Annotated in this window: 16 protein-coding genes; 11 read left to right on the top strand and 5 right to left on the bottom strand. The window is 69.6% G+C overall.

The window, feature by feature from the left end; all coding sequences use genetic code 11:
• Positions 1–11: 11 nt before the first annotated feature.
• Positions 12–425 carry an SsgA family sporulation/cell division regulator gene (locus tag PGH47_RS16630; RefSeq protein WP_271664090.1) on the bottom strand — a complete coding sequence of 138 codons (414 nt, stop codon included), beginning with the start codon at positions 423–425 and terminating at the stop codon, positions 12–14.
• Between the two features lie 421 nt (positions 426–846).
• On the opposite strand from PGH47_RS16630, the gene PGH47_RS16625 reads away from it, so the two are divergent.
• Positions 847–2,391, top strand: coding sequence for an RDD family protein (locus PGH47_RS16625; protein WP_271664089.1), 1,545 nt, complete (start codon positions 847–849; stop codon positions 2,389–2,391).
• Between the two features lie 90 nt (positions 2,392–2,481).
• Positions 2,482–3,144 carry an RDD family protein gene (locus PGH47_RS16620; RefSeq protein WP_271664088.1) on the top strand — a complete coding sequence of 221 codons (663 nt, stop codon included), beginning with the start codon at positions 2,482–2,484 and terminating at the stop codon, positions 3,142–3,144.
• Positions 3,145–3,150: 6 nt separating this feature from the next.
• Here the strand turns inward: PGH47_RS16620 and PGH47_RS16615 are convergent, their stop codons facing one another.
• On the bottom strand, positions 3,151–3,408 hold the full coding sequence (locus PGH47_RS16615) for a hypothetical protein (protein WP_093866544.1): 258 nt from the start codon (positions 3,406–3,408) through the stop codon (positions 3,151–3,153).
• Between the two features lie 388 nt (positions 3,409–3,796).
• On the opposite strand from PGH47_RS16615, the gene PGH47_RS16610 reads away from it, so the two are divergent.
• Together PGH47_RS16610 and PGH47_RS16605 are read left to right on the top strand one after the other, a co-directional pair.
• The gene (locus PGH47_RS16610; RefSeq protein WP_271664087.1) at positions 3,797–6,145 is read left to right on the top strand and encodes an immune inhibitor A domain-containing protein; all 2,349 of its coding nucleotides are present in this window, start codon (positions 3,797–3,799) and stop codon (positions 6,143–6,145) included.
• A gap of 121 nt (positions 6,146–6,266) precedes the next feature.
• The gene (locus PGH47_RS16605; RefSeq protein ID WP_107905663.1) at positions 6,267–6,611 is read left to right on the top strand and encodes a hypothetical protein; all 345 of its coding nucleotides are present in this window, start codon (positions 6,267–6,269) and stop codon (positions 6,609–6,611) included.
• Between the two features lie 83 nt (positions 6,612–6,694).
• Here the strand turns inward: PGH47_RS16605 and PGH47_RS16600 are convergent, their stop codons facing one another.
• Positions 6,695–7,285 (bottom strand): isochorismatase family protein, encoded by a 591-nt coding sequence (locus PGH47_RS16600; RefSeq protein ID WP_271664086.1) that lies wholly within the window; start codon positions 7,283–7,285, stop codon positions 6,695–6,697.
• Positions 7,286–7,423: 138 nt separating this feature from the next.
• Positions 7,424–8,782 carry a nicotinate phosphoribosyltransferase gene (locus PGH47_RS16595; protein WP_271664085.1) on the bottom strand — a complete coding sequence of 453 codons (1,359 nt, stop codon included), beginning with the start codon at positions 8,780–8,782 and terminating at the stop codon, positions 7,424–7,426.
• Positions 8,783–8,874: 92 nt separating this feature from the next.
• On the opposite strand from PGH47_RS16595, the gene clpS reads away from it, so the two are divergent.
• From clpS to PGH47_RS16565, 7 genes are all read left to right on the top strand, one after another.
• Positions 8,875–9,192, top strand: a complete 318-nt coding sequence (gene clpS / locus PGH47_RS16590) for an ATP-dependent Clp protease adapter ClpS (protein ID WP_030945914.1) — start codon at positions 8,875–8,877, stop codon at positions 9,190–9,192.
• A gap of 38 nt (positions 9,193–9,230) precedes the next feature.
• Positions 9,231–9,839: a DUF2017 domain-containing protein gene (locus tag PGH47_RS16585; protein WP_269641008.1), complete on the top strand. Its 609-nt coding sequence runs from the start codon at positions 9,231–9,233 to the stop codon at positions 9,837–9,839.
• A gap of 351 nt (positions 9,840–10,190) precedes the next feature.
• On the top strand, positions 10,191–11,627 hold the full coding sequence (locus PGH47_RS16580; protein ID WP_107905660.1) for an amino acid permease: 1,437 nt from the start codon (positions 10,191–10,193) through the stop codon (positions 11,625–11,627).
• A 259-nt stretch (positions 11,628–11,886) separates the two neighbouring features.
• Positions 11,887–12,309, top strand: coding sequence for a M67 family metallopeptidase (locus tag PGH47_RS16575; RefSeq protein WP_269641009.1), 423 nt, complete (start codon positions 11,887–11,889; stop codon positions 12,307–12,309).
• 111 nt (positions 12,310–12,420) lie between these two features.
• Positions 12,421–12,516: a putative leader peptide gene (locus PGH47_RS43110; RefSeq protein WP_330354505.1), complete on the top strand. Its 96-nt coding sequence runs from the start codon at positions 12,421–12,423 to the stop codon at positions 12,514–12,516.
• Between the two features lie 114 nt (positions 12,517–12,630).
• Complete coding sequence (locus PGH47_RS16570; protein WP_107905657.1) at positions 12,631–12,909, top strand: MoaD/ThiS family protein; 279 nt, start codon at positions 12,631–12,633, stop codon at positions 12,907–12,909.
• A 5-nt stretch (positions 12,910–12,914) separates the two neighbouring features.
• Complete coding sequence (locus PGH47_RS16565; protein WP_126900503.1) at positions 12,915–13,865, top strand: PLP-dependent cysteine synthase family protein; 951 nt, start codon at positions 12,915–12,917, stop codon at positions 13,863–13,865.
• A gap of 28 nt (positions 13,866–13,893) precedes the next feature.
• Here the strand turns inward: PGH47_RS16565 and PGH47_RS16560 are convergent, their stop codons facing one another.
• Positions 13,894–14,346 (bottom strand): type II toxin-antitoxin system PemK/MazF family toxin, encoded by a 453-nt coding sequence (locus PGH47_RS16560; RefSeq protein ID WP_150502299.1) that lies wholly within the window; start codon positions 14,344–14,346, stop codon positions 13,894–13,896.
• Between the last annotated feature and the right edge of the window lie 136 nt (positions 14,347–14,482).

The raw sequence follows: 14,482 nt of genomic DNA, 5'->3' as shown, positions 1-14,482 counted from the left end.
AGTCCCGCGCCTCACTGGGCGAGCAGTTGGTCGAGCGCGTCGTCGATCCCCAGCTGCTCGCCCTCGGTCCCGGGGGGCACCGCCCGCAACGTGCGCTCCAGCCAGGCCGACACCTGCGCCGCGGGTGCCTCCAGCAGGGCGTCGCCATCGGGCGAGCTGAGCGCCATCAGCACCACACTGCGGCCCTCGGACTTGGTCGGCCACACCCGCACGTCCCCGTGCCCGCACGGCCGGAACACCCCCTCGACGAGCAGATCGCGGGAGAAGGTCCAGTGCACGGGCTGCTCGGAGTTGATGTGGAAGGTGACGTGCACGGCGTACGGATCGTCGGTGTGATAGCTCAGCCGCGCCGGCACCGGCACACTGCGCTCCGGCGACAGGATGAGCCGCAACTCCAGTTCGCGCTCCACGACGGTGTGATGCATGGCGTTCGTTTCCTCTCTCGTGACGCGTGCGAGCCGTGTGGACGGGCCCGTACGAGTGGAGAGGGAGCAGGGGCGCGGATCATTACGCGACTTCCCCCAACTTTTTCCCGGCCCGATCCCGCACCGGAGTTCCGCTCGTGTGAAGTACGTGTACGAGGTTGCCCGACTGTGCTTTCCCGGGGGACGACCCCCGGACCCCCAGCCGGCAGAGCGAGGTCGCCGTTGCCCGGACGGCCGCCGCGGGTCAGTGGTGGCGGGGTCGTGCCGTCGGCGTACCGCACCGGAGTTCCGCTCGTGTGAAGTACGTGTACGAGGTTGCCCGGAAAGGGGCGGGTCCGGCGGGACCGGGGGTGCTTGTTGCGCCGGTCTGATAGATGTGGAGGCCCCCATTTGACCCACGAGCAGATACCGGACGACGGACATGAGCGCCCCAACCCCGGCCCCCGGTGACGACCGGCCCCGCGATGGGTATTACCCGGACCCGTCCATTCCTGGATATGTCCGGTACTGGAACGGCGCCTCCTGGGTGCCGGGCACCAGCCGTCCGGCGCCCACGGACGGCGAGACGCTCGCCCCGCCGCCGGGTGCGCAGCCGGTCCAGCCGCCCTCGGTGGAGGAGACCGGCCCGCACTTCTTCGACGAGGAGCCCGCGCCGGGCGCCGCCCAGCACGGCAGCCGTCCCGAGCCGGCGTCCGCCTGGGGCGCCGACTCCGCCCACCAGTCCGGCTTCGGCGGCGAGCAGGACCGCCGGGTCTCCTGGGGCCGGCCCGAACCCGATCCGCGGGACCCGCGCACGGCGGCCCCCGCGGACGGCACGGCGACTTCGCCCGCCGAGCCGGACGCGGACTCCGGCGGCGTCGCCTCCGGGGACACGTTCATGATCCGCAGGCCCGTCGCGGGTTCTTCGGGGCAGGTCGCTTCCGGCATCCCGGGCCCCGGTGGCCCCGCCCCCGCCGACGGCACCATGGCGATCCGCGCGGTGACCCCGCGCACGGGGCAGCAGGGCGGGGCGGCCGGGGCGCAGGGCGGAGGCACGGGCGCGTCCGCCGTCCCGGGCGCCGCTCGTGCGGACGCAGAGCGCCCCGGCGCGGCCGGTGCCCCGCAGGGCCCCGGCTTCGGCGCCGGGAAGGCCGCCGCGGATCGCGCCTCGGTGGCCCAGTCGCAGCCTCAGGGGGCCGCTGGAGCCGGGTCCGCCGCCCAGGCGTCCGCCGGCGCCCCCGCGGGCCTCTCCGGCCCGCAGCAGGCCGCTCCGGGCGTCCCCCGTCAGTCCGTTGCCCCGCAGCAGCAGTCCGCCGGCTCCGGCACGCCGCAGCAGCAGGCCGCCGGCTCCGGCACGCCGATGGCCGGGGGCGCGGGCGGCGGTCAGTCCTCCTGGGCGCAGCAGGTCCACCGGCTCGCGGGCCCCACCGACGAGGACCAGCCCGTCGCCCCCTGGAAGCCCCCGACCCTGGACCCCTTCCAGGCCGCCGCCCTGCGCCAGTCCGCCGCCCGCCCCGCGAACCTCGGCAAGCGGCTCGCCGCCCGGCTGATCGACACCGTCGTGCTGGCCGCCGTCACCGCGGTGGCCGCCGTGCCGCTCGGCACCAAGGCCCTCGACCACGTCAACGACAAGATCGACGCCGCCAAGCTCTCCGGCGAGACGGTCACCGTCTGGCTGCTGGACGGCACCACGTCCGTGTACCTCGGCATCATCCTCGCCGTGCTGCTCCTGTTCGGCGTGGTCTACGAGGCGCTGCCCACCGCCAAGTGGGGACGCACGCTGGGCAAGAAGGCGCTCGGCCTGGAGGTGCGGGACATCGAGGGCCACGAGCCCCCGCAGTTCGGTGTCGCCCTGCGCCGCTGGCTCGTCCTCAGCGTCCCCGGACTGCTCGTCATCGGCGTCGTCGGTGTCCTGTGGTGCGTGTTCGACCGGCCGTGGCACCAGTGCTGGCACGACAAGGCGGCACATACGTTCGTCGCGGGCTGACCCGTACGGCGTACGCCCCAGGGGATTTACGTACTCCGGACGGCCCCGCGCCGGATGCGAAACCCATGTGTTCGCGGTCGACTCGGGGCCATGAGCAGCGAACCGCCTCCCGGCTCCGGGCAGCAGCCCCCGGAGGACGACAGGTTCAGGAAGCCGCCCCCGCCGGCCGGGGGCTCGGGTTCGCCGTACGGTGATCAGCCTCCGTACGGCGGCCAGCCCCCGCCTCCGCCGCCCGGCGGCGGCGGTCCCTACGGCGGTGATCCGTACGGCGGCGGCGGTTACCCCAGCGACCCCCTCGCCGGGATGCCCCCGCTGGCCGACAGCGGCAAGCGCACGATCGCCCGCATCCTCGACATGATCCTGGTCGGTGTCTTCGTCTGGCTGCTCACATGGGGCTTCGGCGTCACCGAACTCGACGTGGACACCGACAAGGTGGAGTACGGCAAGTCCCTCGGGCAGTCCGCGATCGCCGCCGTGCTCTACATCGCCTACGACACCGTCATGACCGTCAGGGACGGGCAGACCCTCGGCAAGCGGCTGTTCAAGATGCGGGTCGCCAACCTCGACAACGGCGCCACGCCGTCCGTGCAGACCTCGCTGATCCGCGCGGCGGTCCTGTGGATCCCGTTCGCGTTCTGCTGCGCCTGCATCTGGACGGTGATCTGTGGCGGTTGGAGCTATTTCGACAGGCCCTACAAGCAGGGCCTGCACGACAAGGCGGCGAAGACGGTGGTGGTCAGCACCGGCAGCTGACGAACGTCAGGACTGCGAGAGCGCGGGCTCCTCCGCCTTCTCCTGTTCCGCGCCGGCGGGCTTGCGCACCGCCACCACGCGGGCCCTCTTCGGGATCGGCACCGTCATGGCGACCAGGAGGCCGAGCATGAGCGCCGCTACGGCGATGACCGCGATCCCCACACCTGAACTGGTCTGTGACAGCAGCAGCATGGCGAGCGTGGAGAAGATCACGGTGCACGAGCCGTAGGAGAGCTGTGCGGCAGTCGGACGAGGCATGATCATCGTGTCCTCGGAATCAGGGGTGCACGGGGGTCTCGGCCTGGCTTTCCGCCGACGTCCGGGCGTTCCGCCATCCGACTCTAACCGCGTGCATGCCCGAGAGGAACAAACCGTAAGCGTGACCTAACCAACAGTGCCGGTGCACAGGGGGCGCACGGAGTCATGGTGTCCAGCAAGTGGACGGAAGCACGCGCCCGTTAGTAAAAGATCGTTGTTCGCTAAACGAACAACAGCTCCGCATAATGCAATTGACCTGTTCAAGTCAAGGTCTGTTTTTTCTGCTTAACCTCTAGTCAAATGTCGTCACTTGACTACACGCGTTGATCACGTGCGCGGATCCTCCATGACCAGGACCCTCCTTCCGCGCGCCCGGCGCGGGGGAGGATCTCAAGTGACCAGTAGACCCTGGACGTTCAGAACGGCGGCGACCGCCGTCGCGCTCGCGACGGCGGCGGCGACCTTCTCCACCTACGCGGTGGCCCAGGCCGACGAAGGCGCCCCGGCTTCCGTCGAGCGGCACGATCCGGCGGACAACACCCACGCCGAGCACAACCTCGACGGCCCGATGAGCAAGACTCAGGAGGCCCAGCGCGAGGAAGCCCTGAAGCAGGTCATATCCGGCGACGCCAAGGTGACCAAGCGCGAGGGCTCGCAGGTCGTCCAGCTCAAGAGCAAGAAGGGCGACAGCAAGTACGTCGAGCTCGGCCGCGAGAAGACCGACAAGATCTTCACGATCCTGGTCGAGTTCGGCGACAAGATCAGCGAGTTCGGCGGCACCGCGGGCCCGGCCCACAACCAGATAGCCGAGCCCGACCGCGCCCTGGACAACTCCACGGCGTGGAAGAAGGACTACAACCAGAAGCACTACGAGGACCTCTACTTCGGCACCGGCAAGAAGACCGAGTCGGTGAAGAAGTACTACGAGAAGCAGTCCTCGGGCCGCTACTCGGTCGAGGGCGAGGTCGCCGACTGGGTCAAGGTCCCCTACAACGAGGCCCGCTACGGCAACAACGCCTGCGGCCAGACCAACTGCTCCAGCGTCTGGAACATCGTCAGCGACGGTCTGAACGCGTGGGTCGCCCAGCAGAAGGCAGCTGGGAAGACCGACGCCGAGATCAAGGCGGACGTCAAGCAGTTCGACCAGTGGGACCGCTACGACTTCGACGGTGACGGCGACTTCAACGAGGCCGACGGCTACATCGACCACTTCCAGGTCGTGCACGCCGGTGAGGACGAGTCCGCGGGCGGCGGCGCGCAGGGCACCGACGCCATCTGGGCCCACCGCTGGTACGCGTTCGGCACCGACGCGGGTGCCACCGGCCCCGCCGGCAACAAGCTGGGCGGCGCGAAGATCGGCGACACCGGCGTCTGGGTCGGCGACTACACGGTCCAGCCGGAGAACGGCGGCCTGGGTGTCTACGCCCACGAGTACGGCCACGACCTCGGTCTGCCGGACCACTACGACACCACCGGCAACGGCGACAACTCCACCGGCTTCTGGACCCTGATGTCCTCCGGTTCCTGGCTCGGGACCGGCAAGAAGGAGATCGGTGACCTGCCGGGCGACATGACCGCCTGGGACAAGCTCCAGCTCGGCTGGCTCAAGTACGACACCGCCAAGGCCGCCACGAGCTCGTGGCACAAGCTGGGTGTCGCCGAGTACAACACCAAGCACAAGCAGGCGCTTGTGGTCGAGCTTCCCAAGAAGAAGGTCACCACCCAGATCGTGGCGCCGGCGCAGGGTGCGAACCAGTGGTGGAGCGGCAGCGGTGACAACCTCGCCAACACCCTGACCCGTTCCGTGGACCTCACGGGCAAGACCTCCGCCTCGCTGACGCTGGACGGCTGGTACGACATCGAGGCCGAGTACGACTACCTCTACACCGAGGTCTCGACCGACGGCGGCGCCAACTGGACGGCCGTCGACGGCACGGTCGACGGTGCGGCCCTCCCGAAGGACGCCAGCGGCAAGCCGGCGCTCACCGGCACGGTCGACGCGTACAAGAAGCTGGTCTTCCCGCTGAACGCCTACGCCGGCAAGAAGATCGACCTGCGCTTCCGCTACCAGACCGACGGCGGCGTGGCCCAGAAGGGCTTCGCGGCCGACCAGATCACCGTGACGGCCGACGGCGCGGCGGTGTTCTCCGACAACGCCGAGGCCGCGGACGCCGCTTGGAAGACCAAGGGCTTCTCGCGCATCGGCGCGTCCATCACCGACGACTACGCGCAGTACTACATCGCCGAGAACCGTCAGTACGTGTCGTACGACAAGGTCCTCAAGACCGGCCCGTACAACTTCGGCTTCGCGGCGACCCGTCCGGACTGGGTGGAGCACTACCCGTACCAGAACGGCCTGTTGATCTGGAAGTGGGACACCTCCCAGGCGGACAACAACACCAGCACCCACCCCGGTGTCGGTCTGGTCCTGCCGATCGACTCGCACCCGGCGGCGCTGAAGTGGACCGACGGCACGGTGATGCGCAACCGCATCCAGTCCTTCGACTCCCCGTTCAGCAAGTTCCGCACGGACGGCATCAACCTGCACAACGCCGACGCGCTGACCAAGATCCCGTCGCGTCCGGGGGTGTCGGTCTTCAACGACCGGACCAACACGTACTACGACGCGCAGACCCCGACCGCCGGTGTCAAGATCACTGACACCAACACCAAGATCAAGATCACCAAGGAGGCCAAGGACGGCTCCACGATCGAGCTCGAGGTCGGTCCTGCGGTGAAGTAATCACCATCTTCGCAGGTCAGAGCATGATCGGCGGCGACCCCTTGGCGGGTTGCCGCCGATCGTGTTTAGGTGCACCCTGTGCTTGCCTTATTGACACCGACTCGCACGGGGGTGTGACCGCATGGCCGCAGGAGGTTTCTGCAAGCTGCCGACCGGCAGCGTGGTGGTGGCTCTGAACCTGCCCAGACCCGCCGCCGACGGCACGGGCTGTGTCCGTGTCCTTGTGCATGCCCAGAACCGCGCCCGAGCCCTGACCAGGCTCCGCAATCTGGGCATGCGCGCCGTCTACCTGCGCGGCAACGCCGCCCCGCCGACGCCGGACGAGATCACGGCCGTCCTGCACCACCCCGACGGCCTGATATGGCGAACGGCACCTGACAACGGTGTCGCGACGGCCCCGGAACTGATGCAGGAGCTGTGGCACCCGATCCGCGCGCTGCTCCGCCGCCCCGCCGCAACCCCCTGAAAGGGGCGCGGGGAACTGCGCGACCAGCCACGACGGACCCGCAGACTCCCGACGACCGACCGCGGCACCTCCCGCCGAGCCGGCTACGCCACGACCGGCTTCCCGGACAGCTCGACCCCCGCCTCGCGCATCTCCTCCAGCGCCCGCTCGGTGGTCTCCTGGGCCACTCCGGCGGTGAGGTCCAGCAGGACGTGCGTACGGAACCCCTCGTTCGCGGCATCCAGAGCGGTAGCGCGAACGCAGTGGTCCGTGGCGATGCCCACCACGTCCACCTCCGAGACCTCCCGGGCCCGCAGCCAGTCGGCCAGTTTCACGCCGTTCTCGTCGGCCCCCTCGAACCCGCTGTACGCAGCCGCGTACGCCCCCTTGTCGAAGACGGCGTCGATCGCGCCCGAGGCGACCGCGGGGGCGAAGTTCGGGTGGAACCCGACCCCCTCCGTGCCCGCGACGCAGTGCGCCGGCCAGGAGTGCCGGAAGTCGGGGTGGGCGGAGAAGTGGCCGCCGGGCGCGATGTGGTGGTCGCGGGTGGCCACGACGTGCTGGTAGCCGGACCCCGCCGCCTGCCCGATCAGCTCGGTCACGGCGGCGGCCACGTCGGCACCGCCGGCCACGGCGAGGCTGCCTCCCTCGCAGAAGTCGTTCTGCACGTCTACGACGATCAAGGCGCGGCGCATGGTCGGTGTCCTTCGGTTATGGACCCTTGGTTCGGGCCGCTGAAATCGGTGCCGGCCCGGCCGGTGAACTTCCGAGCCTAGAGACTTCGGGTGCGGTGCGGGAGGGGGCATGGGGTGAGCATGCCGAGCGCGCTCGCTTCACGCCCCCGCCGAGCTCCCCGAGCGCCCGTTGACGTACTCCGTCGGAATGACAGGTTCCCCGCGCGAGAGCTGTGTGGCGGACAGCGGCAGGTTGGCCCGCGCGGCCGCATGCCGGTCCCGTACGGCGTCCAGCGGCTCCCGCGCCACCACGGTCCCGCCCTTGACCAGTTCGAGGAGCAGCTGCCGGTCGGCCAGCTCGGCCGGCACCGCTTCCGTGCCGATGACCTCGGCCTCCGCGACCCCGTACTCGTCCAGGCGCCGCGCGGCCCACTTGCGGCCGCCGATGGAGGTCTTGCCACCGGTCGACTTCTTCGCGACCGGCACCAGCGGCGCCCCGGCCTCGGTGGACTCGGCGCGGGCGACCAGCTTGTAGACCATCGAGCAGGTCGGATGCCCGGAGCCGGTCACCAGCTGGGTGCCGACGCCGTACGCGTCCACCGGCGCCGCGGCCAGCGAGGCGATGGCGTACTCGTCCAGGTCCGAGGTCACGATGATCCGGGTGCCGGTCGCGCCCAGTTCGTCCAGCTGCTGGCGGACCCGGTGCGCGACCAGCAGCAGGTCGCCCGAGTCGATACGGACGGCGCCCAGCTCGGGTCCGGCGACCTCCACGGCCGTACGGACCGCCTCGGCGACGTCGTAGGTGTCCACGAGCAGCGTGGTGCCGCGGCCCATGGAGTCCACCTGGGCCTGGAAGGCGTCCCGCTCGCGGTCGTGCAGCAGGGTGAAGGCGTGTGCGCTGGTGCCGACCGTGGGGATGCCGTAGCGGAAGCCGGCGGCCAGGTCGGAGGTGGAGGCGAAGCCGCCGATGTAAGCGGCGCGGGAGGCGGCCACGGCGGCCAGCTCGTGGGTGCGCCGGGCGCCCATCTCGACGAGCGGGCGCGTGCCGGCCGCCGACGACATGCGGGAGGCGGCCGCGGCGATCGCGGAGTCGTGGTTGAGGATGGAGAGGATCACCGTCTCCAGCAGCACGCACTCGGCGAAGGTGCCCTCCACCCGCATGATCGGCGAGCCGGGGAAGTAGACCTCGCCCTCCGGGTAGCCCCAGACGTCACCGGAGAACCGGTAGTCCGCGAGCCAGGCGAGGGTCTGCTCGTCGACGATCTTCCGCTCGCGCAGGAAGCCGATGACGTCCGCGTCGAAGCGGAAGTTCTCCACGGCGTCCAGGACACGGCCGGTGCCGGCCACGACGCCGTAGCGCCGTCCGTCGGGCAGCCGCCGCGTGAAGACCTCGAACACGCTCCGCCGCTCGGCGGTGCCCGCCCTGAGCGCCGCCTGAAGCATCGTGAGCTCGTACTGGTCCGTGAAGAGCGCCGTCGAGGGAACGTCCACCGGCAGCCCAAGGTCCGCTGTGTTCATGGCAACCGATGGTACCCCCATTTCGTCAGTCTGACGATTTGGTACCGGGCGTTCGCCGGGGATTTGTGCGACCACCCCCCTCCGGTGGCAGCATGGGCACTGTGACGTCACCCGCTCCCGTAGAGATCGAACGTACCGAAGCGGCGGAGGAGACCTTCGCCGTCCCCGAGCCGGACGTCCCCTGGGTCACGATCGTGCACAACGACCCGGTCAACCTCATGAGCTATGTGACCTACGTCTTCCAGTCGTACTTCGGCTATCCCAAGGACAAGGCCACCAAGCTCATGCTCGACGTCCACCACAAGGGCCGGGCGGTCGTCTCCAGCGGTACCCGCGAGGAGATGGAACGCGATGTGCAGGCCATGCACGGCTACGGCCTGTGGGCCACCCTTCAGCACGACCGCAAATGACCGCACGCCCGCAGGACCGGAAGTAGCGAATCGTCTCCATGCCAGGAACCTTCGAACCGCTCCCCGGCGGCGGCGCGGCCGTCGCCCTCGACGACGTCGAGATCTCCATCATCCGCTCGCTGGCCGTGCAGCTCCTGGAGCTCATCGGCCCCGGCCCCGCCGAGGACACCCCGGACGACCCGCTCGCCGAGCTGTTCGCCGAGGGCCCGAGCGAACCGCCGGCCGACCCGGTCCTCAAGCGTCTGTTCCCGGACGCCTACAGCGACCCCGAGGGCACCCCGCAGGCCAAGGAGGCCGAGGAGCAGCGCGCGTACTCCGCGGAGTTCCGCCGCTACACCGAGAACGACCTGCGGTCCGGCAAGCGGGACAACGCGCTCGCGGTGGTCCGCTCCCTGGACTCGCTGAGCACCGACTCCGCCGGTGAGGGCGGCGCGGTGCTCAAGCTCTCCGTGCCGGAGTCCCAGCAGTGGCTCGGCGCGCTGAACGACCTGCGGCTGGCCATCGGCTCCCGGCTGGAGATCGCCGACGAGGACGACACCGATCTGCTCTACCGGCTCCCGGACGAGGATCCGCGCAAGCCGATGGTGATGGCGTACCTGTGGCTCGGAGGGCTCCAGGAGACGCTGGTCGCCACGCTCATGCCGTAGTTCACGGCCTTCTCGCGACCTTCTTGCACTGAAGTGTGACGATTTTGTGTTCGCTCAGCGGACGCTCAAATCCGGATAACGATCGAGTCACTGCCGCCACCCGCTATGGGGGGCGGCAGAGTCTTTTGTCCGCTTCTTCCTGTGTGATGCGCCACATGAACCGCCCCCGATCACGGTTAAGCCCGTGATAAATCTTCACGACGCCCGGCGAACACCACCCGAATGTTCGGCCGGGTGCGCCACATGGCCGGCGGATCGTCGGCCAGGCACAGCTCCAGCAATCCGGGGGGATCGAGACCCGATCCGGGGCCGACGAAGGTCCGGGTCGGCATGGAGAAAGGCGCACAACACATGACCTCTGCGAAGGTCACTGACGAGAAGGCCACGGGTACCCCGGAAGAGGGGTACGAGCGGGGTCTCGGCAGCCGTCAGGTCCAGATGATCGCGATCGGCGGCGCCATCGGCGTCGGCCTCTTCATGGGCGCCGGGGCGAACATCGCCAAGGCCGGCCCCAGCATCATCCTCATGTACGCCCTCGCGGGCGTCGTCATCTTCTTCATCATGCGGGCCCTGGGCGAGCTGCTCCTCTACCGCCCCGTCTCCGGCTCCTTCGCCGAGTACGCCCGCGAATTCCTCGGCCCCTTCTTCGGCTTCGTCACGGGCTGGACGTACTGGCTCATGTGGGTGGTCACCGGCATGGCCGAGCTCACGGCCGCCGCGATCTATATCCACTTCTGGTTCCCCGAGATCCCGCAATGGGTCAGCGCCCTGGTGTTCCTGGTGGTGCTCTTCGGTGTGAACCTGATCTCCGTCAAGATCTTCGGCGAGGTCGAGTTCTGGTTCTCGATGATCAAGGTCACGGCCATCATCGGCATGATCGTGATCGGCCTCGGTGTGCTCACCCTCGGCTTCTCCGACGCCGGTGACACCGCCACCGTCTCCAACCTCTGGTCGCACGACGGCTTCTTCCCGAACGGCATCGGCTCCAGCCTGATGACGCTCCAGGGCGTCATGTTCGCCTACCTCGCCGTCGAGCTCGTCGGCGTGACCGCGGGCGAGTCCGAGAACCCCGAGAAGACCCTGCCCAAGGCCATCAACACCCTGCCCTGGCGCATCATCGTCTTCTACGTCGGCGCGCTGCTGGTGATCCTCTCCGTCGTGAAGTGGACCGAGTTCTCCGCAGGCGAGAGCCCGTTCGTGCACGCCTTCGGCAAGATCGGCATCCCGCTCGCCGCGGGCATCGTCAACTTCGTGGTGCTCACCGCGGCCCTTTCCTCCTGCAACTCGGGCATGTACTCGACCGGCCGCATGCTGCGCGACCTGGCCGCCAACAGCGAGGCCCCGCAGGCGTTCGGCAAGCTCAACTCCCGCAAGACGCCCGCCATCGGCATCACGGTCTCCGTGGCGCTCATGGGCATCGGCGTCGTCCTGAACTACGTCGTCCCGGAGAAGGCGTTCCTCTACGTCACCTCCGTCGCCACCGCGGCCGGTATCTGGACCTGGATGATGATCCTCGTCAGCCACATCCGCTACCGAGCGGCGGTCGACGCGGGCCGGCTGCGCGCCTCGTCCTTCCCGGCTCCCGGCGGTGCGCTCTTCAGCTGGGTCGCGCTCCTCTTCCTCATCGGCGTGACCTTCATGATCGCGTACGACAAGGACGCGCGGGTCTGCCTGTACGTGGCGGCCGGCTGGGCCGTCGCCCTGGGCGTCGGCTGGGCGGTCCTCAAGCGCCGCAACCCGCAGCTCGGCGACCGCGGCGGCGAGCCGGAGCTCGAAAAGGTCGGCTAGGCGCTTCGCTGATAGGGCCGCGTCAAGGGCCGTCGGTCGGCTGCGGGTCCGTCGTGGCTGGTCGCGCCCGCGCGGCCGAGCCGCAAATCGACACAGCCCCGCGCCCCTTCGGGGGCGCCGGCGCGCCGCCCGGCCAGGACGTCCCGCCCCTGGGAGCACTCGTGGCGCTCCTAGGCGGCCGCCGCTCAGGACGTCCGGCATATGGGCCGCCCCGTACCACTCTTCGGTACGGGGCGGCCCTCTGTCTATCCTGACGAACATGCTGACCATCACGCAGGCCCTCGTCGACCAGATCGTCGCCCACGCCCGCAAGGACCACCCCGACGAGGCGTGCGGCGTCGTCGCGGGCCCGGCAGGCTCGGACCGGCCCGAGCGCTTCATCCCGATGCTGAACGCGGCCATGTCGCCCACGTTCTACGAGTTCGACTCCGGCGACCTGCTCAAGCTCTACCGCGAGATGGACGACCGCGACGAGGAACCGGTGGTCATCTACCACTCCCACACCGCCACCGAGGCCCACCCCTCGCGCACCGACATCTCCTACGCCAACGAGCCCGGCGCGCACTACGTCCTGGTCTCCACCGCCGACACCGACGGCCTCGGCGACTTCCAGTTCCGCTCCTTCCGCATCGTCGACGGCGAGGTGACGGAGGAGGAGGTCAAGGTCGTCGAGGCGTACTGAGAGGGCGTACCGAGAAGGTCTGAACAGCGCGGTCTCATTCCCCGGCCCGAAAGCGTCCGCCATGTGGGATCACATTCCAGGACCCGGACCGGGAATCGATACGATGACCCCATGGTTCTCCACGACGTGAGCGAGAAGACGCCGGGCACGCTGCTCGTGGCGCGGCTGCACGTCGACCTGTGCAGGCTCGCCAGCGCCATCTGTTGACGCGACACCTGCCGCCGTACGGCCATGAGCCGCGGCGCCGCACACCGCACCACCCTGCCGCAACTGCGCTGCCGCGCGCCCCCGACCGACTACTCCCGACAGGAGCCCTGAGCCATGGCCATCGAGGTCCGCATCCCCACCATCCTCCGCACCTACACCGACGGTCAGAAGGCTGTGGAGGGCACCGGGGACACCCTCGCCGAGCTCTTCACCGACCTCGAGACCCGGCACACGGGCATCCACGCCCGCATCGTGGACAACGGCGAGCTGCGCCGCTTCGTCAACGTCTACCTGAACGACGAGGACGTCCGCTTCCTCGAAGGCATCAACACCAAGGTCGCCGACGGCGACAACGTGACGATCCTGCCGGCCGTGGCCGGCGGCATGGCCTGATCCGAATGCGCTACGACTCCCCGCTCGCCGCGGTGGGCAACACCCCTCTGGTGTGCCTGCCGCGGTTGTCGCCGTCCGAGGACGTCCGCATCTGGGCCAAGCTGGAGGACCGCAACCCCACCGGCTCGGTCAAGGACCGCCCCGCCCTGCACATGATCGAGCAGGCGGAGAAGGACGGCCGCCTCACCCCGGGCTGCACGATCCTGGAGCCGACCAGCGGCAACACCGGCATCTCGCTCGCGATGGCGGCGAAGCTCAAGGGCTACCGCATGGTCTGCGTGATGCCCGAGAACACCTCGCAGGAGCGCCGGGACCTGCTCGGCATGTGGGGCGCGGAGATCATCTCGTCCCCGGCCGCGGGCGGCTCCAACACCGCCGTACGGGTCGCGAAGGAACTGTCGGCCGAGCACCCCGACTGGGTGATGCTCTACCAGTACGGCAACCCCGACAACGCCGGCGCCCACTACGCCACGACCGGCCCGGAGATCCTCGCCGACCTCCCCTCCATCACCCACTTCGTCGCCGGCCTCGGCACCACCGGCACCCTGATGGGCGTCGGCCGCTACCTGCGCGAGCAGAAGCCGGACGTGAAGATCGTCGCCGCCGAACCGCGCTACGACGACCTGGTCTACGGCCTGCGCAACCTCGACGAGGGCTTCGTCCCCGAGCTGTACGACGCCTCCGTCCTGACCACCCGCTTCTCGGTCGGCTCGGCCGACGCGGTCACCCGCACCCGTGAACTCCTCCAGCAGGAGGGCATCTTCGCGGGCGTCTCCACCGGCGCCGCCCTGCACGCGGCGATCGGCGTCGGCAACAAGGCGCTGAAGGCGGGGGAGAGCGCCGACATCGCGTTCGTCGTCGCCGACGGCGGCTGGAAGTACCTCTCGACGGGCGTCTACACCGCGGCCACGACCGAGGAAGCGATCGAGACCCTCCAGGGCCAGCTCTGGGCCTGAGCGGCGCCCCGCACGCCCGGCGGATTTCTCACGTGGCGAGGTGACGGACCTGGTCCCACACGACCGGGTCCATCACCCCCACCCGCCGCCGGAACTCCCACACCGGTACGTGCCGCAGCTCGCCGGTCTCCAGGAAACTCGCCCTGCCACGCGTGTCGCCGACCGCGCCCGGCGGCAGCGGAATCACTCCGTACCGCTCGTCGCGGTACTTGCTGGTGATCTTCGCGACCGTCACCTGCTGCCCGCGCACCGCCAGCACCAGACACGGCCGGTCCTTGGCTCCCGGCCCATCCTCGAAGGGCACCCTCGCCCACCAGATCTCGGCGGGCGCCGGACGTGCCGACTTCCGTCCCGCGGGCCGCCCGGGCGGCCGCGTCCTGCTGCTCCGGGGCCTGCTGCCGCGCCCCCATCCGTCCACCAGCGTGGCGACCAGGGCGAGCAGTACCACCGCCGCGAGTGCGAGCCACCAGGACGTGTCCATGAGGAGAAGGTACCGGCGCGCACCCACCCGCGCGCGCCTTCTTCCGGGCCTTCTTTGCTCTTCGCCACGACAGTGTGCGAGTGCTTCGCACGCACCTGCCGTTACTCGCGTCCCATATCCAGCCGAACGCGTGACA

This window comes from Streptomyces sp. HUAS 31, from assembly GCF_028198125.1.
Taxonomy (GTDB): Bacteria; Actinomycetota; Actinomycetes; order Streptomycetales; family Streptomycetaceae; genus Streptomyces; species Streptomyces chartreusis.
This window is presented reverse-complemented; position numbering and strand designations above follow the sequence as displayed.